The following is a 22,754-nucleotide window of genomic DNA, read 5'->3' as shown; positions in this document are numbered from 1 at the left end:
CTGGTAGGTGTTGTAGACGGCGACGCCGGTGGCCGGGTCGGCGACCGCGGAGACGTCGGAGACGGAGCGCTTGGCGCAGCCGTCGTCCTTCTGCCAGGACGGTTTCTTGCCGTACTTCGAGCAGCCGGAGCCCGCGCCCTGGCCGCCGAAGGAGGAGCCCCACGCGGACTCGGACCAGCCGCGCGAGCCGCCGCCGCTGTGCTTGAGCGAGGTGCCGCCGACGGCGGTCACGTACTGCGAGGACGCCGGGTACTCGACGCCGTAGCCGCTGTCACCGGAGCTGACGGTGATGGCGACGCCCGGGTGCTTGAAGTACTTGGCGTCGGAGGCCGGGTCGGTCGAGTCCTCGCCGCCGCCGTAGCTGTTGGAGACGTACTTGGCGCCCATCTTGACGGCCTGGTTCACGGCCGCGCCCAGGTCGTCCATGCTCGCGCTCTTGGCCTCGACCAGCAGGATGTGGCAGGAGGGGCAGGTCGCGCTGACCATGTCGACGTCGAGGGATATCTCGCCGGCCCAGCCGGCGTCCGGCGTCGGGTAGTTCTTGCCGCCGTTCTGGTCGACCTTCTTGAAGCAGCCGTTGGCGGTGGTGCAGGCGGGCAGCCCGTACTGCTTGCGGTACGCGGCCAGGTCGGACTCGGCCTTCGGGTCGTCCTGGGCGTCGATGATCGCCACCGTCGCGTTCGAACCGCCCGACTTGGGCAGGTTGTACGCGCTGCTCAGATCGCTGGGCCCGAAGCCGGACGGCGCGGCGTTCGTGCCGAGCGTCCGGGCCTGCTTCACATCGGTGCGGGCCACCGCGTTGCACGCCATGTCGCCGGGGTGCTTGGGCTCCGCGCAGAGCCGGTGCGTGTGCACGGCCGCGGGGGTCGCCTCCTGCGGCGCGCCCGCGGGCGAGGCCGACGACGGGGTGGCGGCGACCATGCCGCCGGTGACCAGGGCCGCTGCCGACAGCAGTGCCGGTGCGCCGCGGCGCACCAGTGCTCTTACGCGGTTCTCTCGCTTGTCTCGCTTCTCTTGCAATGAACTGCCCTCCGGGGGGTGGGGGGTGTCCGATGGGCGGCGATCTTGGAGTGGAAAATTGGGAATGTCAAGTGCATGACAAGCCTGATTTTCCTTGCCGCTCTCGAATCCTTGGTTGGCGCACGTTCACTGGGGGTGCCACCCCGTTCAGTGGTGGCTTCCGTTGAAAATAGTGAAAACCTGCCCCAAGGGGCTACCGAACTCTGGCAAAGCCTTTCTCTGCCGAGGCAACGTTCGGCATATACCTTGTCCTGTCATGGAGTTGGACGAGAGTTCGGTCGGCGACCTGGTCGCGCTCGGCCTGGCGCGGTATGAGGCGCGGGTCTATCTCGCCCTGGTCGCGCGCGAGTCGTACACCGCGGCCGAGGTCGCCCGCGCCGCGGACGTACCGCGCCAGCGGGTCTACGACGTGCTGGACACGCTGGTCCGGCGGCGGCTCGCCAGTACGAGTCCGGGGCGGGTGGCCACGTTCTCCGCCGTCACGCCGGAGCTGGCCCTGACCCGGCTGATGGCGGTTCAGCGCGAGTCCCTGGACCGGCTGGAGCGGGTGTCGGAGGGGCTGGCCGCCGCGCTCCAGCCGATCTGGTCGGACGGGCGCACGCGCACCGACCCCCTCGACTACATCGACGTGCTCCGCGACCCGAAGGCCATCGCCGAGCGCTTCGCCGACATCCAGCGCCAGGCCCGCCGCGAACTCCTCAGCTTCTGCCGCCCGCCCCTGCTGGCCCCCGCCGAGAACGCCGAGGGCGTGAAGGCGGTCCGGCGGCTGCGCCGGGCGGGCGGCACCGTGCGCGCCGTCTACACCACCGGAGCGCTCGCCGACGCCGCCGTGCTCGCGAACGTACGGAGCTTCGCCGAGGCCGGGGAGGAGGCGCGGTTCGCCGCCGAACTGCCGCTGAAGCTGGTCATCGCCGACGGCTCGCTGGTGCTCTGCGACATGCCGGACCCGGTCGCGGGCGCCGCCTCCTCCACCACCCTCTACATAGAGCACCCGGCGCTGGCCGGCTGTCTGCGCCTCGCGTTCCAGACGGTCTGGGACGCGGCGGCGACCGCGGGCGAGGCGGGTGTGCTGCCGGAGGACGGGACGCCGGCGACCCGGCGCCCGGGTGAAGCAACGTCAGGGAAACGGGAGTAGCGAAACCACAGTGACGTGCGCCGCCCGGCGGCCCCCGCGACCGAGCCGTCCAGCGGCCCTGTAAGTGAGACGTGCGTGACCCGTGAGACGGACGTGATAATTCCGTTTGGCCTGGACCGGACCCGTATTCTCGGATCATGACCTGGTCCAGCGCACTGAAGGAGACGGCCCGAAGCGGGCTCACGATCGAACGGACCAGGCTGGAGCCGCTCGTCGCCATCCGCGGCGCGTGCGGCGTCGCGATCGTCATAGGCGGTGCCCTCTGGCTCGCCTCGCCGACGCTCGCCGTCTCCTCCGCCTTCGGCGCGTTCTCGGCCGGCATCGCCACCTTCCAGCGCAGCTGGCGCCCGCGCCCCGTGCTCGCCCTCGCCGTCGCCGCTGGGCTCGCGATCAGCACGTTCCTCGGCTATCTGGTCGCCGCGCACCCCGTGGGGTTCGCCATACTGCTCGCCGTCTGGACGCTGCTGGCGGGTATGGCGTGGGCGGTCGGCCCGGTCTCCGGACTGGTCGCCTCCCAGATGGTCGCGGTCATGCTCGTCACCGTCACGCTGCCGACCTCGATCCTCGGCGCGCTCCAGCACGCGGGCGTGATCGCCTGCGGCGGCCTGGTCCAGGCGGCGCTCATCGTGCTGTTCCCGATAAGACCCTGGGGCATCCAGCGCGACGCGCTCGCAGACGCCCTGGCCGCCGAGGCCGACTACGCGCGCCGCCTCCGCCACGACCCGGTCGCCCCCTTCGACCCGCAGCCGCTGATGGACGCCCGCAGCGCCGCCGCCGTGACGCCCCGTCAGGCCAAACGGCGGCCGCACCAGTTGAGCGGCTACCGGGGGCTCGCCGAACGCGTCCGGCCGGTGCTCGCCTCGCTCGCCGACCCGGTGGTGGGCGCGCCCTCGGAGGGGCCCGAACGCGACCGGGCCCGCGACCTGCTCGGCGCCGCCGGGACCGTACTCGACGCGGTCGCGCACGCGATCCGCTGGGGCAAGCCGCTGCGGCTGCCCGCCGAGGCGATGGCCGTCCTGGAGGTGCCCGAGTCCGGGCCGGTGCTGCACGGCGCGGCCCGCCGCAGCGCGCTGCGGCTCATCGCCCTCCTCGGCGACGTCGTGGACTCCACCGACGGCCCGGTCGAGGTCGCCGCCCCCACGGGCGGCGAAGGCGGGCGGCGGCATCTGCGGCGGACCACGATGACCGGGTTCGTGCCCGTCGCGCTGCGGGCGCTGCGCCGCGAGGCCCGCTGGACCTCGCCCGTCGCCCGGCACGCCGTACGGGTCTCGGCGGTCGCCTCCGTCGGCTACGTCGTGGGCCACAACCTGCCGTTCGGGCACGGCTACTGGGCGCCGATGGCCTCCGTCATGGTGATGCGCCCGGACTTCGCCCAGACCTACTCGCGGGGCGTCGCGCGCTTCATGGGCACCCTCGTGGGCGTGCTCGTCGGCGGCGCGGTGATGGCGCTCGTGCACCCCGGCATGTACGTGTGCGCGGTGTTCGCCGTGCTGGCCGTGACCCTCCAGTACCTGCTGCTGCGCACCGGCTACATCGTCCTGTCGGCGTGTATCAGCGCGTACGTCGTCTTCCTGCTCGGCATCGCGGGCACCGAGTGGTCGCAGACCGTCCTCTCCCGCGTGGCGCTGACGCTGCTCGGCGGGGTGCTCGCGCTGATCGCGTACGCGCTCTTCCCCGCCTGGGAGACGCCCCGGCTGCGCGACCGGCTCGCCGAATGGCTGGAGGCGAGCGGCCGGTACAGCGTCGCCGTGCTGAGCCTCTTCGCCCAGCCCGCCGCGCGCCCGCCGCGCCGCGTGCGGGAGTCGCTGCTCGACACCCGCGCGGCGCGCACCGCCTGGGAGCAGATCGCGGCGCGGGCCGAGAAGGAGCCCGTACGGCACCGGGGGCTCTCGCGCTCCGCGGAGCGCTCGGCGGAGACCGCGCTGACCACCATGGGCCGGGTGACGATGCTGATGGAGGCGCATCTCCCGGACAAGGACGCCGAACCGAACGACGACGCCGCGCGGTTCGTGGAGGCGCTGCGGGCCGCGCTGCCGGACGCCGTCGAGGCCGTACGGGAGCGCCGGGAACTGGACTGGTCGCAGCCGCGCGAGGTGCTCGACGAGTGGCGGGAGCGGGTGGGCGACGAGGGCGTCGCGGTGCGCGGCGCCGAGCTGCTGACGGACGCCCTGGACGAGTTGGCGCGCGCCCTGACCCGCGGTCCGGGCGGCCGCAATCGCGCGGCGCGGAGAACGTGAGAGGCGCTCCCGCGCCGCGCCCGTGAGACCCTCACGCCATGTACGTGGCGATCATTTTGATGGAGTCGGCCGCCGACGGCCCCGGGCGCCGGCCGCTCTACCGGGAGGACGTGGCGCTCATCCACGCCCCGGACGAGGCGACGGCGCGGCTCCGCGCCGAGGAGCGCGGCCGCGGCGCCGAGGCGGCCTTCCTCAACGAACGCGGCGAGATGATCTGCTGGCGGCTGCGGGCGGTCGTCGACGTCGCGGCGGTCCTGGACGAGGACCTGAGCCACGACGCCGACCTCTACGCCCGGCACTTCCGCGACCTCGACGCCTACGAACGCTTCGAACCGCTGCTGCGCGGCGAGGAGTTGTAGGAGAAGAGCCCCGCCAGGTGGCGGTCGATCAGCCGCAGCGCCTCGGCGGGGGCGTACACCTCCAGCAGGGCGAAGCTCGTGAGGCCGTCGGCCAGCCCGATCAGCAGCATGGCCTCGTCCTCGGGATCGCGCTCGGGGGAGACCTCGCCCCGCGCCATGCCCTCGCGCACCTGGGCGGCGAAGAAGGCCCGTAGCGCCGGAACGCCCTCCTGCGCGTGGCGGCGCATCCGCTCGTCGTGCACGGCTCGCGCGAAGTAGGCGACCTGTACGAGGTTCCCGGCGCGGCTCTCGTCGTCCAGGGGCAGCATCTCCAGCAGGCAGTGGCGCAGGATGTCGCGCGGGGCGGGGGCGCCGGGCAGCGCCTGGACGCGCTCGCGGATGCGCTGCTCGCCGAGGCCGCTGATGTACTCCAGCGCGAAGACGAACATCTCGTCCTTGCTGGTGAAGTAGTGCTGGAGCCGGCCCAGCGAGATGCCGGCCTCGGCGGCGACGTCGCGCAGGCTCGCGCCGTCGAGCCCGCGCGTGGCGGCGATCCGCCACAGCGCCTCGGAGATCTGCCGCCGCCGTTCGTCGTGGTCCACCCGCTTGGGCACGTGCCTGCCGTCCTCTCACCGCTCCGCCACTTTGCAAGTCAATCGTATTGCTATAGCTTGACGGCAACGCAATACGAATGACTTGGAAGGTTACGGGGACGACGATGGCAGCGCAGACACCACCACCTCACCGCCGGATACCGCCGCCCCATCAAGCGACACCGCACCACCAGGCGACACCGCCCCACCAGGCGGCACCGCACCGCGCACAGGCGGTACTCCGGCCGCCGCGCCACCGCGTCGACCCGCGCGCCCGCCGCTGGTGGACCCTCCAGGCACTGCTCACCTTCAGCGGCCCGGCACTGCTCGTGGCCGCCGCCCTGCTCGTCCTGGCGCTGCTCTTCTTCCCCGGCGCGCTGCCCTGGCTCGCCCCGCTCCTGCTCGTCGCCCTCGTCGTACCGGCCCTCGGCTACCTGTGGGTCATGCCGCGGTGGCGCTACCGCGTGCACGCCTGGGAGGTGGGGGAGCAGGCCGTGTACGCGGCCGCCGGCTGGTACTGGCGCAAGCGGCGCATCGCCCCGCTCTCGCGCGTCCAGACCGTCGACACCGTACGCGGCCCCCTCCAGCAGCTGTTCGGGCTCGCCACCGTCACCGTCACCACCGCCTCCACGGCGGGCGACGTGAAGATCGCCGGGCTGCGGGCCGCCGACGCCGAAGCGCTCGCGGACCGCATCAGCGGCGCCGCGCAGCTCGTACCGGGGGATGCCACGTGACCGCCGCCGCCCAGCCCGTACTCGTACTCGCACCCGTACGGGGAGATACCGCGTGACCGCCGACCGCACCCCCTGGCGCACCCTCGACCCCCGCACCCTCGCCGTGCACTGCTCCTGGCTCGGCGCGCCGCTCGGCTCCCTCGCCCTCACCGCGCTGGCCACCGGCGGCCGTCTCGACACCCGCGCCTGGATCACGCTCGGCGCCATCGCGGCCGTCTTCGCGTGCGTCACCGCCGCCGGGCTCGTCACCTGCCTCCGCACCCGCTACCGCGTCACCGCCGACTCCTTCGAACTGCGCACCGGCCTGTTCACCCGCCGCAAGCGCGCCGTCCCGCTGCACCGCGTCCGCAGCGTCGACCTCACGGCCAACCCCGTGCAGCGGCTCTTCGGCGTCACGGTCCTGCGCGCCGGTACGGGCGGGGCGGGCGGCGGCGGTTCGGAGGGGCAACTGCGCCTGGAGGCGCTCTCCCGCCCCGCCGCCGAGCGGCTGCGCGCCGAACTCCTGGCCCGCGCCGGCACGGACCGCCACACCGACCCCGTCCTGGCCACCTTCGACCCGCGCCGTCTGCGCTTCGCGCCGCTGACCTTCTGGGTCTTCGGCGGAGTCTTCGCCGTGGCCGGCGCCGCCTACCGAATCCTGCACGAAACGGGCCTCGAACCCTGGAAGTTCGCGTTCGTACGCCGCGCCTTCGAGGACTTCGGCAACAGCGCCCTGTGGCTCACGATCCCCCTCGTCCTGCTCGCGATCACGGCGGTGGGCAGCGTCGGCGCGGTCGTGCTCTACCTGGAGAACTGGTGGAACTACCGCCTGGAATGGACCGACTCCGCCACCCTCGGCGTCCGCCGCGGCCTGCTGACCACCCGCGCCGTCTCCATCGAACGCGCCCGCCTGCGCGGCGTCGTGCTCCGCGAACCGCTGCTGCTGCGCGCGGGCGGCGGCGCGACCGTACGAGCCGTGGCCGGCGGCCTCGGCGACCGCGACGAGAACCGCAAGCGCAGCACGGTCCTCCCACCGGCCACCCGCGCGGAGGCGGTACGGGTCTGCGGCGGCATGCTCGCGGGGCTCGCCCCCGACGCGGCCATGCGGGCAGGCGAACTGACCCCGCACCCGCGCCGGGCGCTGCGCCGCCGTACGGTCCGGGGCCTGGTCTGCGTCGTCCTGCCCGTAACCCTCGCCCTGGCCGTGCTGGGCGCCCTGCTCACGCCCGTACTCCTGTACTGCGCGGCGGGCTTCGCGCTGGTGGCGGTCCCGGTCGTACGGGCGCTCGCCCACGATGCCTATCGCGCGCTGGGGTACGCGATCACCGGACCTCTGCTGCTGATCCGCTCCGGCACCTTCAGCCGCGACACCGTCGCCCTCGACCGGAACGCCGTCCTCGCCTGGACGTTCACGGACACCCCGTTCACACGCCGGTCCGGCCTCGTCACGGCGACGGCCGCTGTGGCGGCCGGGGAGGACGGCTACCGCGTCCGCGACATGTCCGCCGCCGAAGCAGCGGACTTCGCGAACGCGGCTACGCCGGGGGTGATGGAGGAATTCCTGTACCGGGCCCCGTAAGGGGCGCGGGGAACTGCGCGACCAGCCACGTCAGAGCTGCGGTCGACCAACTGCCCCTATTTCAGCCCGTCCGGCGCTTGAGGACCGGGGCCCGGGGCAGAGCCCCGTCAACCACGAACCGACCGTCACCGCCCCCGCATCGTCGCCCGCAGATACTCCCGATTCATCGCCGCGATAGACGGCAACGGAATCCCCTTAGGGCAGGCAACGGCGCACTCGCCAGTATTGGTACAGCCGCCGAACCCCTCCGCATCCATCGCCCCCACCATGTCCAAAACCCTGGCCTCGCGCTCCGGCGTGCCCTGCGGCAGGACATTCAGATGGTTGACCTTCGCCGAAGTGAAAAGCATCGCCGACCCATTGGGGCACGCCGCCACGCAAGCCCCGCACCCGATGCACTCGGCGTGCTCGAAGGCGAAATCGGCGTCGGCCTTCGGCACGGGCGTGGCGTGCGCCTCGGGGGCGGCGCCCGTCGGCACGGAGACATAGCCGCCGGCCTGAATGACCCGGTCGAAGGCGGACCGGTCCACGACCAGGTCCCGTACGACGGGGAAGGCGGCGGCGCGCCACGGCTCGATGTCGATGGTGTCGCCGTCGCGGAAGGACCGCATGTGCAACTGGCAGGTCGTGGTCCGCTCGGGGCCGTGCGCATCGCCGTTGATGACCAGGCTGCACGCGCCGCAGATGCCCTCGCGGCAGTCGTGGTCGAAGGCCACGGGGTCCTCGCCCTTGAGGATGAGTTCCTCGTTGAGCGTGTCGAGCATTTCCAGGAACGACATGTCGGCGGAGATCCCGTCGACTTCGTAAGTGGCCATGGCGCCCGCGGCCTCGGGGTCGTGCTGGCGCCAGACGCGCAGGGTGAGCTTCATGCGTAGCTCCGCTGGGTGGGGTGTACGTAGTCGAAGACGAGGTCTTCCTTGTGCAGGACGGGCGGCGTTCCGGTGCCGCCGAATTCCCAGGCCGCCGCGTACGAGAATTCCTCGTCCTGCCGCGCGGCCTCGCCGTCCGGGGTCTGGGACTCCTCGCGGAAGTGGCCGCCGCAGGATTCGGCGCGGTGCAGCGCGTCCAGGCACATCAGCTCGGCGAGTTCGAAGTAGTCGACGATCCGATTGGCCTTCTCCAGCGACTGGTTGAATTCCTCGCCGGTGCCGGGCACCTTGATGCGCCGCCAGAATTCTTCGCGCAGCCGGGGGATCAGTTCGAGCGCCTTGCGCAGGCCCGCGTCCGTACGGGCCATGCCGCAGAACTCCCACATGATCTCGCCGAGTTCGCGGTGGAAGGAGTCGGGGGTGCGGTCGCCGTCGACGGCCAGCAGCAGGTTGAGCCGGTCCTCGGTGTCGGCGACGGCCTCCTGCACGGCGGGGTGGGAGGCATCCACGCGGTCCTCGTCCGCGCGGTGCGGATTGCGGGCGAGGTAGTCGTTGATGGTGGACGGCAGCACGAAGTAGCCGTCGGCGAGGCCCTGCATCAGGGCCGAGGCGCCGAGCCGGTTGGCGCCGTGGTCGGAGAAGTTGGCCTCGCCGATCGCGAAGAGGCCCGGCACGGTGGTCTGGAGGTCGTAGTCGACCCAGAGCCCGCCCATCGTGTAGTGCACGGCGGGATAGATCCGCATCGGGACCTCGTACGGGTTCTCGGCGGTGATCCGCTCGTACATGTCGAAGAGGTTGCCGTACTTCTCCTCGACCGCGGCCCGGCCCATCCTGGCGATGGCGTCCGCGAAGTCGAGGTAGACGCCCTGCCCGCCGGGGCCGACGCCGCGCCCCTCGTCGCAGACGTTCTTGGCGGCGCGGGAGGCGATGTCGCGCGGCACGAGGTTGCCGAAGGCGGGGTAGATCCGCTCCAGGTAGTAGTCGCGCTCGTCCTCCGGGATCTGCGCGGCCGGCCGTGTGTCGCCCTTGGCCTTCGGCACCCAGATGCGGCCGTCGTTGCGCAGCGACTCGCTCATCAGCGTCAGCTTGGACTGGTGGTCGCCGGTGCGCGGGATGCAGGTGGGGTGGATCTGGGTGAAGCAGGGGTTGGCGAAGTACGCGCCGCGCCGGTGGGCCCGCCAGACGGCGGTGGCGTTGGAGTTCATGGCGTTCGTCGACAGGTAGAAGACGTTGCCGTAGCCGCCGGACGCGAGCACCACGGCGTCCGCGAAGTAGGTGTCGATACGGCCCGTGACCAGGTCGCGGGCGACGATGCCGCGCGCCCGGCCGGCCACCACGATCAGGTCCAGCATCTCGGTGCGCGGGTGCAGCTCCACATTGCCCGCGCCGATCTGGCGGCTGAGCGCCTGATACGCGCCGAGCAGCAGCTGCTGGCCGGTCTGGCCGCGCGCGTAGAACGTCCGCGAGACCTGGACGCCGCCGAAGGAGCGCGTGTCGAGCAGCCCGCCGTACTCGCGGGCGAACGGCACGCCCTGTGCCACGCACTGGTCGATGATCTCGACCGAGACCTGGGCGAGGCGGTGGACATTGGACTCGCGGGCCCGGAAGTCGCCGCCCTTGACGGTGTCGTAGAAGAGGCGGTGGATGGAGTCGCCGTCGTTGCGGTAGTTCTTGGCGGCGTTGATGCCGCCCTGGGCGGCGATGGAGTGGGCGCGGCGCGGCGAGTCCTGGTAGCAGAACTGCACGACGTGGTAGCCCTGTTCGGCCAGGGTCGCCCCGGCCGCGCCGCCCGCGAGCCCGGTGCCCACGACGATGACGGTGTGCTTGCGGCGGTTGGCGGGGTTGACGAGTTTGGCCTCGAAGCGGCGGCGGTCCCAGCGGTCGGCGATCGGCCCGTCGGGCGCCGCGCCGTCGGCCACGGGCGCGCCGAGGGCGTACTCCGCGTACTCCGCGTATTCGGCGTAGGGCGCGGAACCGGCGCTGTCCATAGTGTCCTTACTCCCGTTGCTGTCGGTCATGTCAGCTCACGGCTCCCGTCATGACGGCCACGGGCACGGCGATGAACCCGCAGGTGAGGAGTGTGGCCAGGCCGTTGGCCAGCGCCTTGAACAGCCGGTCGCGGCGGGCGCTGCCCGCGCCGAGCGTCTGGGCGGCGCTCCAGAAGCCGTGCCGGATGTGCAGCCCGAGGGCGAGCATCGCCACGATGTAGACGGCGCCGCTGTACCAGGTGCGGAAGGACGCCACCACGTTCTCGTACGGGTGACCGGCCTCGGCGCGCGGATTGACGGTGAGCGTCGTGAGGTCGAGCAGGTGCCAGACGATGAACAGGCCGAGGATGACCCCGCCCCAGCGCATCGTGCGCGTCGCGTAACTGGCGCGCCGCCGTTTGCGCTCGTACTTCGCGGGGCGGGCGGCGATGTCGCGGCGGCTGAGCTGGTACGCGGCCACGGCGTGCAGCACGACGGACGCCGCCAGGCCGACGCGGGCGATCCACAGGAACCACTCGTAGTGCAGGACGGGCTCGCCGATGGTGCGCAGCCAGTGGGCGTACCCGTTGAAGTCGCCGGAGCCGAAGAAGATCTTGAGGTTGCCCAGCATGTGGGCGACCAGGAACGCCAGCATGACCAGGCCCGTGACCGCCATGACGGCCTTCTTGCCGATGGTCGAGCGCCATACGGAGCGGACGAAGGAAACCTTGTGGGGCCCCTTCTTCTGCCGGGGCTCCCGGTTCTTGTGGGGAGGCCGTTGATCACTTCGATCCGGCCGCGTCGCCAGTGCCATGGAATTCGACGCTACGGAGCGGCCCGCGATCCGTCCAAGACATGATGAGGCTCGTTTCCATAGCCAATGCCTATGCGGCTTCTATGCTGGAGAGATGCAGCTCCACCAGCTCCGCTACTTCGCCGCCGTGGCCGAGACGCGCCACTTCACCCACGCCGCGGAGCGGCTGCACGTGGCCCAGCCGTCGCTCTCCCAGCAGATTCGCGCGCTGGAGCGGGAGCTGGGCGCGGACCTCTTCCACCGCGCCCGCGGCAACATCACCCTCACCGACGCGGGCGAGGCGCTGCTGCCGCTGGCCCGCCAGATCCTCGCCGATGCCGAGACCGCCCACCGAGAGGTGCAGGAGGTCGCCCAGCTGCGGCGCGGCCGGGTGCGCCTCGGCGCGCCGCCGAGCCTGTGCGCGAGCCTGGTGCCGGACGTGCTGCGCGCGTACCACGCCCGCTACCCCGGCATCGAGCTGCTCGTCGACGAGGGCGGCTCGCAGGACCTCGTACGGACTCTGGCCGCCGGCGAACTCGATCTCGCCCTCATCATCACGCCGCTCGCGGGCGGCGCCCCCGCCCTGGCCGCCACCGAGCTGCTCCGCGAGGACCTCGTCGCCGTCTCCTCCTTCGTCTCCCCGGCCCCCGCCCCGGCGCCGCTGCGCGTCGCGGACCTCCAGGGCCACCCCATGGTCATGTTCCGGCGCGGCTACGACCTGCGGGAATTCACCATCGCGGCGTGCCGCGCGGCGGGGTTCGAGCCGACGTTCACGGTGGCGGGCGGCGAGATGGACGCGGTGCTCGGCTTCGTACGCGCGGGGCTCGGGCTCGCCGTCGTTCCCGGCATGGTGGCCGCCCGCTCCGGCCTGCGCGTCACCCCTTTCGACCCCGCCGAGGAGATGCGCCGCACCATCGCGGTCGCCCACCGCAAGGACGTGGCACCGCCCCGCTCGGCCCGCGAGCTGAGGCGCGTACTGGTGGAGCATCTGCGCGCCATGGAGCCGGCGGGGGAGTGATGGATGGGCAGCCGTTACGAGCGCGAAGCCGTCACGCGTGGACGGCCGCCGTCGCCGCCTTCCAGCGCCTGATGATCTCGCCCTTGGCGGCCTCCAGGGCGGAGTCGAACTCGCCGCTCACGGGCGCGGGCAGGCAGAAGGTCTCGCCGCTGCGGAGCGTCAGCCGGATCCGGTACAGGGGGATGCCGCGCCGCCAGGGGACCCCGTTCTCCTGCTCCTCGCCGGAGATGCTCGCGATGTCGTGCCAGGGGACGAGGCGGCGCCGCAGCGGGGTGCTCATCCGGATGCCGTCGGCCTGGAGGCGGGTGAGCCCGGCGGCGAAGTTGAGGCCCATGAGCGCGGGGACCGCGATGATCAGGCCGATGAGGAGGAGCACGGCGACCTGGTTCTGCGCGCTGCCGCGCGGCCGTTCGGCGACGTGTTCGCCGAGCGCGCCCCAGCCGAGTACGAACGTGACCCAGCAGAAGGAGAACACGCCCGCGGCGGAGGCGACGGCGGCGCTCCACAGCCACCAGCGGGACATCGGGCGGTATTCGATCGTTTGCACGCATTAACCCTACGTGCGTCGGCGCGGTTCTCCGGAGCTCCGGGCGCGGTCGGCCCGGCCCCCGGCGCGTACGCCGGGGAACCGGGCCGTCAACGTCCGTTCGCGATCCGTCAGTTCATCTTGATCTCGGGCTTGTGCAGGTCGAACCAGGTGGCCACATCGAGCGCGCGCTCCATGCGGGTGCGCTCCTGGGAGGTGATCGTCGCCTTGTCGGCGGTCGCCGCCGCGCGGACCCGGCCGTGGTCGAACAGGTCCAGGGCCGGGTGGCCGGAGGCCAGGAGGTCCATGGTCTGGGACTGGATGGCGGCGACGTAGCGCGGGTCGAAGCTGCCGGGGTAGCCGCTCTTCTTGCGCTGGACGACGGATTCCGGCAGCAGATCGCGGGTGGCCTCGCGCAGGATGCTCTTCTCGCGGCCGTCGAACGTCTTCAGCGACCAGGGGGTGTTGAAGACGTACTGGACGAGACGGTGGTCGCAGAACGGGACCCGGACCTCCAGCCCCACCGCCATGCTCATCCGGTCCTTGCGGTCGAGCAGCGTCTGCACCATGCGCGTCAGGTGCAGATAGCAGACCTGCCGCATCCGCTTCTCGTGGCCGCTCTCGCCGTCCTTGAGCGGGGCCTCGGCGACGGCCGAGGAGTAGCTGTCGTCGAGGTAGCTCTGGAGGCCGAGACTCGCGGTGAGCTCGCCGGAGAGGGCGCCCGAGAGGTCGAGCGTGGTGCCCTTGGACATCCACGGGAAGGCGTGCGCCTTGGCGCGCTCGTCGTGGAACCAGGGGTAGCCGCCGAACACCTCGTCCGCCGACTCGCCCGAGAGCGCCACCGTGGACTGCGCGCGGATCGCGGAGAACAGCAGGTAGAGGGAGTTGTCGCGGTCGCCGAGGCCGACCGGCAGGTCGCGGGCGCCGACGGCGGCCCGCCGCACGGCGGGGTCGGACAGCGCCGTGCCGTCCAGCACGATGTCGCTGTGGTCGCAGTCGATGTGCTCCTTCACGGCGTGCACGAAGGGCGTGTCCTGCGTCGGGGCGATGTCCTCGGCCCGGAAGTTCTCGGCCTGGTCGGGGAAGTCGACGGCGAAGCTGCGCACGGTCTCGCCCTGCGCGCCGAGCTGCTTGGCGGCCAGCGCGGTCATCGCGGACGAGTCGAGCCCGCCGGAGAGCAGGGAGCAGCGCGGCACGTCGGCCACCAGCTGGCGGGCGATGATGTCCTCCAGCAGCTCGCGCACGTGCGCGACGGTGGCCTCCTTGCTGTCGGTGTGCTCGGTGGCCTCCAGCTTCCAGTACGCGCGCTCGCGCAGTCCGTTGCGGTCGAGTACGGCCAGGTGGCCGGGGCGCAGTTCGCGCATCCCGTCCCAGATGGCGAAGCCGGGGGTCTTGGTGAAGGAGAAGATCTCCCGCAGCCCGTCCGCGCCGACGACGGGGGCGGCCAGCGGGTTGGCGAGGATCGCCTTCGGCTCGGAGCCGAAGAGGACGCCGTCGTCGGTCTCGTAGTAGTAGAAGGGCTTGATGCCCATCCGGTCGCGGATCATGACGAGCTTCTCGGTCCGCGGGTCCCAGATGGCGAAGGCGTACATGCCGTTGAGCTTGTCGGGCAGCTCTTCGCCCCATTCCAGGTAGCCGCGGAGCACGACCTCGGTGTCGGAGTCGGTCTCGAACCGGTGGCCGCGGCGGCGCAGTTCGTCGCGGAGCTCGACGTAGTTGTACGCCTCGCCGGAGTACACCATCGCGACCGTGCCGTTCTCGGTGCGCGCCTCCATGGGCTGCGCTCCGCCGGGGAGGTCGATGACGGCGAGCCGGCGGTGGCCGAGGGCGGCGCGCGGGGTGACCCAGGAGCCCTGGGCGTCGGGTCCCCGGCAGGACATCGTCTCGGTCATGGCGTCCACGGACTCCTGGTGAGCCGTCAGATCACGTCGGTAGGAGATCCAGCCAGTGATGCCACACACAGCGATCAACTTCTTTCGCCACGGGGGTACAGGAGGTTGCCTGTAGCTACCATCTACCTGTCGGCGACCGCTCCACTACCCACCGCAGCGAATCGGTTCTGTGGCGTTTCTCACCGGTAAATTCCTGTTAACGGGACGTTTCGGCAGGGGAGTTGGGGCGTGCGGCCCCCGGCCCGGTGCGGTCGTTCAGCCCCACAGCGCCTGGGCGAGCGCGGCCCCTGTGAAGGCGGCCCCGAGCCCGGCGACGACGCTGGCCACAGCGTTCGCGACCGCGAAGAACCGCGCCCCGCTCTCGGCCAGCCGCAGCGTCTCGTACGAGAACGTCGAGTACGTCGTCAGCGCTCCGCACAGCCCCGTGCCGAGCAGCAGCATCACCTCGGAGGAGGCGGCCCCGGCGGTCACGGCCCCCGTCACCAGCCCCAGCACCAGGCAGCCCACCACGTTGACGGTGAAGGTGCCCCACGGGAAGAGCGAGTCGTGGCGGCGCTGCACGCTCCGGTCGGTGAGATAGCGCAGCGGGGCCCCGGCCATGGCCCCGACGATGACCAGCAGCCAGTTCACGCCCGGCCCCCCTTCGTGCGGCCCTTCGTGCGGCCCTTCGTGCGGCCTTGTGTCCGGCCGATCGCCCGGCGCGTCAGCCGCGCCGCGGCCCAGACCGCCGCCAGAGCGGCGAGCAGGGTGGCGGCCAGATAGGCGAGGCCGGTCGCGGCGCGGCCGTCGTCCACCAGGTGCTGGATGTCCACGGCGTAGGTGGAGAAGGTGGTGAAGCCGCCGAGCACGCCGGTCCCGAAGAAGGGCCGTACGAGCGGGTGGGCGGCCCACGCCTCGGTGACCAGCACCAGGAAGACGCCGATCACCGCGCAGCCGGCCACATTGACGTAGAGCGTCGTCCAGGGGAACGTGCCCGCCCCCGTGGGCCACAGCAGCGACGCGCCGTACCGGGCCGCCGCGCCGACGCCGCCGCCGACGGACACGGCGCAGACGGCCGGGAGCTGCCCGCGGGCGCTCGGGGCGCGCTTCCGCGCGGGCGGAGGCGCATCGGGTACATCGGGGTCGATGGGCTCTTCCACCGCCGGGGGCCGCGACTGGCCCATGGGCATGCCTCCTACTCGCCGGGCGTCCGGCCGGGCCGTGGCTCCGGTTCCGGACGCGCTCCATCGCAAGTAGGGACCGTTGGCGGCGTCCGTGCCGCGGTTCGGTACGGCGGGCCCCACCGCCGTGGCGGCGGCCACCGCGCGAAGGGCGGATGGTGGTGATCGCTGCCGCTGACCAGCGTACCTCGCGCCCCTCGGGGCCGCCCGGCCGCTGTGGAACGCGCCGTTTCTCAGGGCTGCCCGACCGCCGTCAGATAGGCCGCGGTGCGCTCCGGGTCCATGATCCACTCAGGCGCGTCGAAGGGGTCGACGTAGACGTTGGCGAGCCGGTGGGCGACCTCGGGGTGCCGGGACGCGGCATCCAGGGCCTGCGCCACGTACTGGGGCGGTTCGAGCATCAGATTGGTGAACGCCGACGCGTGCCGCGCCCGCTCCCAGAACGCCGCGAAGGCGTGCTGCATCCACGGCCGGTCGAAGGCGCGCTCGCCCTGGTCGAGGATCGAGCGCAGATAACTCGCCGCGCAGTGCGCCGCGTTGTTGGCGCCCTGCCCCGCGATCGGGTCGTTGACGACGACGGTGTCGGCCATGCCGAGCACGTACGAGCCGGGCGCGACCTCGGCGACGGGGTGGCGGACCGCCGGAGTGACCGAGCCGAAGAGCGTGGCCTGCACGTCAGTGGGCTTCGCGGTCGCGAACCGCTCGTACTCCCAGGGCGCGTACGTGCGCATCAGCTCCAGCGACCGCTGAGTGAACGCCTCCGCGCCGGGACGGTCCTGCCAGCAGTCGTACGGGCCGTCGGGCGCGGCCTCCCAGAGCAGGATGTCGCACGGGCCGCTCATGGTGAGCGCGGGCATCACGATGCACTCGCCCACCCCGCGCGACGGGAGCACCCGCATCCGCGGACCGACCGCGTCCGGGGGCTGCTCGGCGGGCGTCACGCCGTGCAGATAGACGCAGGCCAGGACGCGCTGCGGCGCGTCGAACGGGCTGTGCCGCTCGTCGCGCGTGAAGACGTCCGCGAGGCCGTCCCGGCCGGCGGCGACGAGCGTGAGGTCGTACTCGGCGGCGAGGGCCCCAAGACCGTCGGCCGTGACCGCGCGGTGCTCGACGCGCCCGCCGCGCTCCTCGAAGAGCTCCAGCCAGCCCGCCATCTTCATCCGCTGGTCCACCGACTGGGCGCCCCCGTCGAACGCCGTCGAGAAGGAGAAGGACGGCACGCCGGGCTCGGCGGCGAAACAGAGATCCAACCCGTCGATCCAGGGCGCCTGTTCCTCCCACAGGTTCAGCCCGGCCGCCCGCTCCAGGGCGAGCGCCGGCCCGAACATCACCTGCGTGGACAGCACCCGCCCGGCGCGGATCTCCTCCGCCGTACGGGCCGACACCACCGTCACCTCGTAGCCCTCGGCCCGTAGTCCCAAGGCCAGTTGCAGTCCGGCCTGCCCGGCGCCGACGATCGCGATCCTGCGCATCGCTGCCTCCGCGGGCCCGGAGGTCGTTGGCGGTTGGGGTCGTCGGTGCTACCGGGCCCTCACCCGTTGTAGCGGCGTGTGCGGGTCGTGTACAGGGCTCGGTCCGGGGAGTGCGGAGCGGTCCGGGAAGGGGTGTGGTGCGCAGAGCGGCGAGCCGGGCGCATCCCGGGAGCGGTCCGGGAGCGGTCGCGGGCCGGGGCCGGCCGGGTGTCGGCCCGGAGATCGGGACTACTGCTGGACGCGCCGCCGACGTACCCTCGGCTGATGCGTCAAGGAAAGCTCATGGGCATCAGCGATCTGCACATCGCGCACCAGGACAACCGGCGCATCGTCGAGGAGTTGCGCCCCGACGACCCCGCCGACTGGCTGATCGTCGCGGGCGACGTCGGCGAGCAGCTCGCCGACGTCGAGTGGTCGCTGAAGACGCTGAGCGAGCGGTACGCGCGGGTGATCTGGGCCCCCGGCAACCACGAGCTGTGGACCGTGCCCAAGGACCCCGTCCAACTGCGCGGCGAGGCCCGCTACCACCGTCTCGTGGAGATCTGCCGCAACCTCGGGGTGCACACCCCGGAGGACCCCTACCCGGTGTGGTCCGGTCCCGGCGGCCCCGTAGTCGTCGCCCCTCTCTTCGTGCTGTACGACTACACGTTCCGCACCCCCACGGCGGCCACCAAGGAGCAGGCCCTGGCGCAGGCGTACGACGCCGGGGTCGTGTGCACCGACGAGATGCTGCTGCACCCCGACCCGTACCCGACCCGCGACGCCTGGTGCCGCGCCCGCGTCGCCGAGACCGAGCGGCGGCTCGCCGCGATCGACCCCGGACTGCCGACCGTCCTGGTCAACCACTTCCCGCTGGTACGGCAGCCCACCGACGTCCTGCGCTACCCCGAGTTCGCCCAGTGGTGCGGCACGGAACGCACCGCCGACTGGCACACCCGCTTCCGGGCCGCCGCCGTCGTCTACGGCCACCTGCACATCCCGCGCACCACGTACTACAACGGCGTCCGCTTCGTGGAGGTCTCGATCGGCTACCCGCGCGAGTGGCGCAACAACCCGCGCCACCCGGGGAAGGTGGCGCGGCAGATCCTGCCGGTGCCGGGCTCCGCTTCCTGACCCCGCTTCTTGACCCTGCCGGTCGCGCGTGAGGGGGGAGTGCCGGAGTCCGGTCGAGTCAGTCGGCCGATCCCGCTGCCCGCGCGGCCGGACGTCGGGTCAGCCGACCGGTCCCGACGCCCCGCGCGGCCGGACCGCCGGTTCGAGCAGCGACAGGGTCCGCCGTCCCGCGTCCAGACCGGCACGGACACCGACCGGCATCGGGAGATTCCAGCCGGAGTGTCCGAACTCGACGTTGCCCAGCACCGGGATGTCACGGTCGCCGAGGACGTCCAGGATGATTTCGGGAAGGGTCGGCGAATCGTCGGCCGAGCCCAGTCCGCCGATCGCCGTCGGCACGCCGACGACCATGCCCGCGATCCGGTCGAGGATTCCGCTGTGCCGCAGCACCTGGAGATCGCTCCAGACCCAGGACGCCTCGCCGCCCAACTCCTCCCAGAACAGCACCGCGCCGTCGAACCGGTCGAGCGGCAGCGCGTAACGCGTCGCCTGGGTCCGTACGACGCGATTGAGGACGCCGCCGATCAGCGGCCCTTCGGCGCGTCCGGCGCGCCAGCACTCCCACGACGGCCCGGTCGGCAGGGCGCCGATCGCCTCCGTGCCGGTCAGCAGCGCCGAATAGAGGTCCTGGAGCACCTGCCTGCGCGCCGCGGGCGCGGCCTGCCATGCCTCGCCGAGTCCGGGCGTGGCCACATCGGCGTGGAACCCGACCAGGCCCGTGCGCGAGTGGAGCACCAGATGCAGGAGGGAGATGTCGCTGTACCCGAGAATCGGCTTGGGGTCGGCGGCGATCGCCTCGACGTCGATCAGATCGAGGTAGCCGAGTACGGTCTGCCCGCCGTCGTGCGCGATGATCGCGCGCACTTCCGGGTCCCGCAGCAGACCGTTGAACTCCTCCGCGATCTCCGCCGGCGGGGCCGCACTCCACCAGTGCCTTTGTCCCGCTTTCAGCAGCGGCGAGCAACGTACCCGGAACCCCATGCGTTCCAGCGTGGCCACCGCCTGTTCGAGTCCCGGCATTTGACTGTCATGGAGTGGCCCGGACAGCGCCGCGATGGCGACGAGATCTCCGGATACCAGGGCACGAGGTCGAAGCAGCGCAGGCGTCTCAGTGGGCATCCGGGCAGTATCCCGGCGCCTCCGGCCACGCACTACTCATTTATCGCCGACGGCAGCCGTCCGGGACGGGGAGCGGCGGGGGCACGGGCCGCGCTACTCGGCGATCTCCACGACGACTCCCGCCGATTCCAACTCGGCCATGGTGCCGGGCCAGTCCTCCCAGGTGTCGCGCATCCGGTCGCGGATGCCGGCGCCCGGGATGACGAGTACGCGGATGCCCTCGCTCCGCAGGAACGCCGCGATCCGGCCGGACGGCCGCATGACGGACCACATGTCGTACCCGGGCCGGGCGTACCCGTTCCGCTCCGCCCACCGGTGGATCATCGCGAGCTGCGCGTCCCAGTCCTTCTCGAAGTCGGTGTAGAGAGCCGGCCCGTGCTCCGGCTCGTCCACCTCCCGCGCTCCGAACACCCATCCCCAGGCACGGGGTTCGGCCCCCCACCCCGCGTCGGGCTCCTCGGGGGACGTGTCCGCAACGGACCGGTGTACGTCAGCCATGCCCCGACGCTACTGCCCCGGCGCGACGCCGTGAATGGGGCTGGTGGGCGGCGGGGCTGAGGGGACGGGGGAGGCAGGGGAGACGCCAGGGGCGCGCGCTTGGGGCTGGTCGTCGCCCGGCGGCTCGTACGGGCCCGGTCGGCTGTCGCTCGTACGAGCCCGGCCGTCAACCGTCAGTCGACGGACGACCGTCAGCCGTGGGTCAGCAGGAAGTCGACCTGGCGGACGGCGGCCGGGTCCGGGCCGGCGGCGAGCGTGATCGGGGTCGTGGCGGGGGCGTACCCGGCGGTCAGCACCGTGTACTGGCCGTCGGCGAGGTCGGTGAAGGCGAAGCCGCCGCGTTCGTCCGTCACACACCGCGCGACGACGTCGCCCGCCGCGTCGAGCAGGGACACCCGGGCGTCCTCCAGGGGCCGCCCGCCCCGGTCCCGTACGGTGCCGCGCACCGTGACCGCGGAGGGCAGCTCGACGTCGATCCGCCGCGTCGCGCCGTCGGTGATCTCAACCTGGACGGCGTACGGGCGGTGGCCCGCGGCGGAGACCGTCAGCGCGTACGGGCCGGGGGCCAGCTGCGGCAGCCCGAAGGCGCCGTCGTCGCCCGTCACCGCCGAGGCCGCCACCTCGCCGCGGGCGTCGGTCGCGGTGACCGCCGCTCCCGCCAGCACCGGCCCGCCCCCGGTCCGTACGGTCCCGGTCACGCCGTCCCCGCCGTCGAGCAGCAGCTCGCAGGCCACGGGACCGTCGGCCACCGAGAGGGTGGTGGCACGCGGCCGGTGGCCCGCCGCCGAGCCGATGACCACGAAGGAACCGGCCTCCGGGGCGGCCACGGAGTACCGGCCGCCGCCGTCGCTGAGCGTACGGCCGAGCTGTCGGCCCGCCGTGTCGATCAGTGTGACCGCGGCGCCCGGCACCGGCGCGGCGTCGGGGCCGAGGACCCGGCCGTGGATCACGCGGCCGGCCGGGGGAGCGGCCTCGGCCGCCGTCTCCGCGGGGTGCGCCGGGTCCGCGTCGTCCCCCACCGCCTCCGCCGGGACCGCCGCCTCGATGGGATCGGCGGCCGCGGCCACCGCCGCCGCCCGCCGCGCCGGGAGGAAGAAGGCGATCAGCAGCCCCAGCACCGCGGCGGCGCAGGCGACCCCGATGGCCGTCCGGAACGCGGTCATGTTCGGCAGGTCGACGGACCCCAGCCGCGTCGTCTGACGGGCCAGGATCACGCCCACCACCGCACTGGATGTGGAGGTTCCGATCGACCGCATCAGGGTGTTGAGCCCGTTGGCCGCTCCGGTCTCCCCGGCGGGCACGGCGCTGATGATCAGCGTCGGCATTGCCGAGTACGCGATTCCCACGCCCGTGCCGATGACCGCCGAGACGATGGCGATCTGCCAGACGGAGTCCAGCATCGCCATCCCGCCGCCGTACCCCGCGCCGATCACGACGAGCCCCGCCATCAGCGAGACCTTCGGCCCCCGGGTCGTGTTGATACGGGCGGACAGCGGCGACACGAGCATCATCGCCGCGCCCATCGGGGCGACGCACAGCCCCGCGACGACCATCGACTGGCCGAGCCCGTATCCGCTGGCCTTGGGCAGTTCGATCAGCTGGGGGAAGACCAGCGACATCACGTAGTAGGAGAAACCGACCAGGATCGAGGCGAGGTTGGTCAGCAGCACCTGGCGGCGCGCGGTGGTGCGCAGGTCCACCAGCGGATTGGACGTACGCAGTTCGAAAAATCCCCAGCCGACCAGGATCACCACGGCCACGCCGAGCAGCCCGAGCGTGGTGGGGCTGCCCCAGCCCCAGTCGCTGCCCTTGGTGATGGGCAGCAGCAGGGCGACCAGCCCGGCCGACAGGCCGATGGCGCCGACGATGTCGAAGCGGCCGGGCGCGCGCAGCGCCGACTCGGGGACGGCGAGCAGGACCAGGGCGACCGCGATCAGGCCGAGCCCGGCCGAGCCGAAGAACAGGACGTGCCAGTCGCTGTGCTGCGCTACGAACGCGGCGGCCGGCATCCCCAGCGCGCCGCCGATGCCGAGCGAGGAGCTCATCAGCGCCATCGCGGAGCCGAGCCGCTTCGGCGGCAGTTCGTCGCGCATGATGCTGATGCCCAGCGGGATCGCGCCCATCGCGCCGCCCTGGATGGCCCGGCCGATCACCATGAGGACCAGGTCGGAGGTGAGCGCGCAGATCAGCGAGCCGACGACGAGCAGGCCGAGGGCCACGATGAGCATGCGGCGCTTGCCGAACATGTCACCGAGCCGCCCCATCACGGGGGTGGCGACGGCGCCGGCGAGGAGGGTCGCGGTGATGACCCAGGACGCGTTGGACGTCGTGGTGTGCAGCAGCTTGGGCAGGTCGGCGACGAGCGGGACGACCAGCGTCTGCATGACCGAGACGACGATGCCGCAGAACGCGAGCACCGTCACGAAGCCGCCGCCCACCTCGGGCTGCTCGCTGTGCGGGGAGCTGTGAGGTGAGCTGTGTGGTGCGGCGCCGGCGGCGTCCTGGGGGTGTGCGGCCCTGGCGTGGGCCGGGGATATCCGGGGCGGCATGCTGGCGCGGCCTCCAAACTGTTCGGGTGCCGGCTTCAGGTCCAGCGCGCAAGGCGGTGACGGCACGGGCGCTGTGCATCTTACGCACCGCGTGTATCGTGCAAATTTCGTTGCCGGGGCCCTACAAGACCCCAAACGAGGGTTAGTTGGGGCGTACGCGGCG

General features: G+C 72.4%; 20 protein-coding genes. 7 read left to right on the top strand and 13 right to left on the bottom strand.

What is annotated here, in order from left to right; genetic code table 11:
* Positions 1-975: peptidase S8 (locus ACFU99_RS01405; protein WP_384384087.1), on the bottom strand; the 975-nt coding region annotated here is incomplete at its 3' end.
* Positions 976-1,276: 301 nt separating this feature from the next.
* On the opposite strand from ACFU99_RS01405, the gene ACFU99_RS01400 reads away from it, so the two are divergent.
* The 3 genes from ACFU99_RS01400 (at position 1,277) to ACFU99_RS01390 (ending at position 4,751) form a co-directional block, all read left to right on the top strand.
* Positions 1,277-2,155 (top strand): TrmB family transcriptional regulator, encoded by an 879-nt coding sequence (locus tag ACFU99_RS01400; RefSeq protein ID WP_384384084.1) that lies wholly within the window; start codon positions 1,277-1,279, stop codon positions 2,153-2,155.
* A gap of 137 nt (positions 2,156-2,292) precedes the next feature.
* Positions 2,293-4,392 carry an FUSC family protein gene (locus ACFU99_RS01395; protein ID WP_384384082.1) on the top strand — a complete coding sequence of 700 codons (2,100 nt, stop codon included), beginning with the start codon at positions 2,293-2,295 and terminating at the stop codon, positions 4,390-4,392.
* Positions 4,393-4,430: 38 nt separating this feature from the next.
* The gene (locus ACFU99_RS01390) at positions 4,431-4,751 is read left to right on the top strand and encodes a DUF4288 domain-containing protein (RefSeq protein ID WP_384384080.1); all 321 of its coding nucleotides are present in this window, start codon (positions 4,431-4,433) and stop codon (positions 4,749-4,751) included.
* Here ACFU99_RS01390 and ACFU99_RS01385 read toward each other — a convergent pair.
* A complete protein-coding gene (locus ACFU99_RS01385; RefSeq protein WP_384384077.1) occupies positions 4,709-5,344 on the bottom strand; it encodes a TetR/AcrR family transcriptional regulator in 636 nt (211 codons plus the stop codon). The genes ACFU99_RS01390 and ACFU99_RS01385 overlap by 43 nt on opposite strands.
* A 104-nt stretch (positions 5,345-5,448) precedes the next feature.
* On the opposite strand from ACFU99_RS01385, the gene ACFU99_RS01380 reads away from it, so the two are divergent.
* Positions 5,449-6,057, top strand: coding sequence for a PH domain-containing protein (locus ACFU99_RS01380; protein WP_384384074.1), 609 nt, complete (start codon positions 5,449-5,451; stop codon positions 6,055-6,057).
* A gap of 52 nt (positions 6,058-6,109) precedes the next feature.
* Positions 6,110-7,615, top strand: coding sequence for a PH domain-containing protein (locus ACFU99_RS01375; RefSeq protein ID WP_384384072.1), 1,506 nt, complete (start codon positions 6,110-6,112; stop codon positions 7,613-7,615).
* 125 nt (positions 7,616-7,740) lie between these two features.
* Here the strand turns inward: ACFU99_RS01375 and ACFU99_RS01370 are convergent, their stop codons facing one another.
* The 3 genes from ACFU99_RS01370 to ACFU99_RS01360 are packed head-to-tail and all read right to left on the bottom strand — an operon-like array spanning position 7,741 to position 11,265.
* Positions 7,741-8,484 carry a succinate dehydrogenase/fumarate reductase iron-sulfur subunit gene (locus ACFU99_RS01370; protein WP_384384070.1) on the bottom strand — a complete coding sequence of 248 codons (744 nt, stop codon included), beginning with the start codon at positions 8,482-8,484 and terminating at the stop codon, positions 7,741-7,743.
* Positions 8,481-10,472, bottom strand: a complete 1,992-nt coding sequence (locus tag ACFU99_RS01365) for a fumarate reductase/succinate dehydrogenase flavoprotein subunit (protein ID WP_384384090.1) — start codon at positions 10,470-10,472, stop codon at positions 8,481-8,483. The genes ACFU99_RS01370 and ACFU99_RS01365 overlap by 4 nt, the downstream gene beginning before the upstream one ends.
* A 31-nt stretch (positions 10,473-10,503) precedes the next feature.
* On the bottom strand, positions 10,504-11,265 hold the full coding sequence (locus ACFU99_RS01360) for a succinate dehydrogenase cytochrome b subunit (RefSeq protein ID WP_384384067.1): 762 nt from the start codon (positions 11,263-11,265) through the stop codon (positions 10,504-10,506).
* A gap of 94 nt (positions 11,266-11,359) precedes the next feature.
* Between ACFU99_RS01360 and ACFU99_RS01355 the strand changes: the two genes are divergently transcribed.
* Positions 11,360-12,262, top strand: a complete 903-nt coding sequence (locus ACFU99_RS01355) for a LysR family transcriptional regulator (RefSeq protein ID WP_384384064.1) — start codon at positions 11,360-11,362, stop codon at positions 12,260-12,262.
* A 31-nt stretch (positions 12,263-12,293) separates the two neighbouring features.
* Here the strand turns inward: ACFU99_RS01355 and ACFU99_RS01350 are convergent, their stop codons facing one another.
* From ACFU99_RS01350 to ACFU99_RS01330, 5 genes are all read right to left on the bottom strand, one after another.
* Positions 12,294-12,809, bottom strand: coding sequence for a PH domain-containing protein (locus tag ACFU99_RS01350; protein WP_384384061.1), 516 nt, complete (start codon positions 12,807-12,809; stop codon positions 12,294-12,296).
* A 110-nt stretch (positions 12,810-12,919) separates the two neighbouring features.
* Positions 12,920-14,749 (bottom strand): asparagine synthase (glutamine-hydrolyzing), encoded by a 1,830-nt coding sequence (gene asnB, locus ACFU99_RS01345; protein ID WP_384384058.1) that lies wholly within the window; start codon positions 14,747-14,749, stop codon positions 12,920-12,922.
* A gap of 186 nt (positions 14,750-14,935) precedes the next feature.
* A complete protein-coding gene (gene crcB, locus ACFU99_RS01340; protein ID WP_384384055.1) occupies positions 14,936-15,310 on the bottom strand; it encodes a fluoride efflux transporter CrcB in 375 nt (124 codons plus the stop codon).
* Entirely contained in the window at positions 15,307-15,843 is a 537-nt protein-coding gene (gene crcB, locus ACFU99_RS01335) for a fluoride efflux transporter CrcB (protein ID WP_384384053.1), read from the bottom strand. Before crcB (ACFU99_RS01335) ends, crcB (ACFU99_RS01340) begins: the two co-directional genes overlap by 4 nt.
* A 230-nt stretch (positions 15,844-16,073) precedes the next feature.
* Positions 16,074-17,312: a styrene monooxygenase/indole monooxygenase family protein gene (locus ACFU99_RS01330; protein ID WP_384384050.1), complete on the bottom strand. Its 1,239-nt coding sequence runs from the start codon at positions 17,310-17,312 to the stop codon at positions 16,074-16,076.
* A gap of 282 nt (positions 17,313-17,594) precedes the next feature.
* On the opposite strand from ACFU99_RS01330, the gene ACFU99_RS01325 reads away from it, so the two are divergent.
* Complete coding sequence (locus ACFU99_RS01325; protein WP_384384048.1) at positions 17,595-18,425, top strand: metallophosphoesterase family protein; 831 nt, start codon at positions 17,595-17,597, stop codon at positions 18,423-18,425.
* A 99-nt stretch (positions 18,426-18,524) separates the two neighbouring features.
* Here ACFU99_RS01325 and ACFU99_RS01320 read toward each other — a convergent pair whose 3' ends face one another.
* The 3 genes from ACFU99_RS01320 to ACFU99_RS01310 form a co-directional block, all read right to left on the bottom strand.
* Positions 18,525-19,544: an LD-carboxypeptidase gene (locus tag ACFU99_RS01320; protein WP_384384045.1), complete on the bottom strand. Its 1,020-nt coding sequence runs from the start codon at positions 19,542-19,544 to the stop codon at positions 18,525-18,527.
* A 93-nt stretch (positions 19,545-19,637) separates the two neighbouring features.
* Positions 19,638-20,042: a hypothetical protein gene (locus ACFU99_RS01315; RefSeq protein ID WP_384384043.1), complete on the bottom strand. Its 405-nt coding sequence runs from the start codon at positions 20,040-20,042 to the stop codon at positions 19,638-19,640.
* Positions 20,043-20,233: 191 nt separating this feature from the next.
* The gene (locus ACFU99_RS01310; protein ID WP_384384041.1) at positions 20,234-22,591 is read right to left on the bottom strand and encodes an MFS transporter; all 2,358 of its coding nucleotides are present in this window, start codon (positions 22,589-22,591) and stop codon (positions 20,234-20,236) included.
* Positions 22,592-22,754: the final 163 nt, after the last annotated feature.

Origin of the sequence: Streptomyces sp. NPDC057654 (genome assembly GCF_042800135.1) — a bacterium.
Classification (GTDB): Bacteria; Actinomycetota; Actinomycetes; order Streptomycetales; family Streptomycetaceae; genus Streptomyces.
The sequence above is the reverse complement of the archived record's forward strand: the minus strand, read 5'-3'. Positions and strand labels throughout refer to the sequence as shown.

Bases quoted from the DNA above. Each gene is read 5' to 3' on its own strand.
- ACFU99_RS01320 (WP_384384045.1), bottom strand. From the start codon at position 19,544: ATGCCCACTGAGACGCCTGCGCTGCTTCGACCTCGTGCCCTGGTATCC.
- ACFU99_RS01330 (WP_384384050.1), bottom strand. From the start codon at position 17,312: ATGCGCAGGATCGCGATCGTCGGCGCCGGGCAGGCCGGACTGCAACTG.
- ACFU99_RS01310 (WP_384384041.1), bottom strand. From the start codon at position 22,591: ATGCCGCCCCGGATATCCCCGGCCCACGCCAGGGCCGCACACCCCCAG.
- crcB (WP_384384053.1), bottom strand. From the start codon at position 15,843: ATGGGCCAGTCGCGGCCCCCGGCGGTGGAAGAGCCCATCGACCCCGAT.
- ACFU99_RS01390 (WP_384384080.1), top strand. From the start codon at position 4,431: ATGTACGTGGCGATCATTTTGATGGAGTCGGCCGCCGACGGCCCCGGG.
- ACFU99_RS01355 (WP_384384064.1), top strand. From the start codon at position 11,360: ATGCAGCTCCACCAGCTCCGCTACTTCGCCGCCGTGGCCGAGACGCGC.
- ACFU99_RS01315 (WP_384384043.1), bottom strand. From the start codon at position 20,042: ATGGCTGACGTACACCGGTCCGTTGCGGACACGTCCCCCGAGGAGCCC.
- ACFU99_RS01365 (WP_384384090.1), bottom strand. From the start codon at position 10,472: ATGGACAGCGCCGGTTCCGCGCCCTACGCCGAATACGCGGAGTACGCG.
- ACFU99_RS01395 (WP_384384082.1), top strand. From the start codon at position 2,293: ATGACCTGGTCCAGCGCACTGAAGGAGACGGCCCGAAGCGGGCTCACG.
- ACFU99_RS01380 (WP_384384074.1), top strand. From the start codon at position 5,449: ATGGCAGCGCAGACACCACCACCTCACCGCCGGATACCGCCGCCCCAT.
- ACFU99_RS01370 (WP_384384070.1), bottom strand. From the start codon at position 8,484: ATGAAGCTCACCCTGCGCGTCTGGCGCCAGCACGACCCCGAGGCCGCG.
- ACFU99_RS01325 (WP_384384048.1), top strand. From the start codon at position 17,595: ATGGGCATCAGCGATCTGCACATCGCGCACCAGGACAACCGGCGCATC.
- ACFU99_RS01360 (WP_384384067.1), bottom strand. From the start codon at position 11,265: ATGGCACTGGCGACGCGGCCGGATCGAAGTGATCAACGGCCTCCCCAC.
- ACFU99_RS01400 (WP_384384084.1), top strand. From the start codon at position 1,277: ATGGAGTTGGACGAGAGTTCGGTCGGCGACCTGGTCGCGCTCGGCCTG.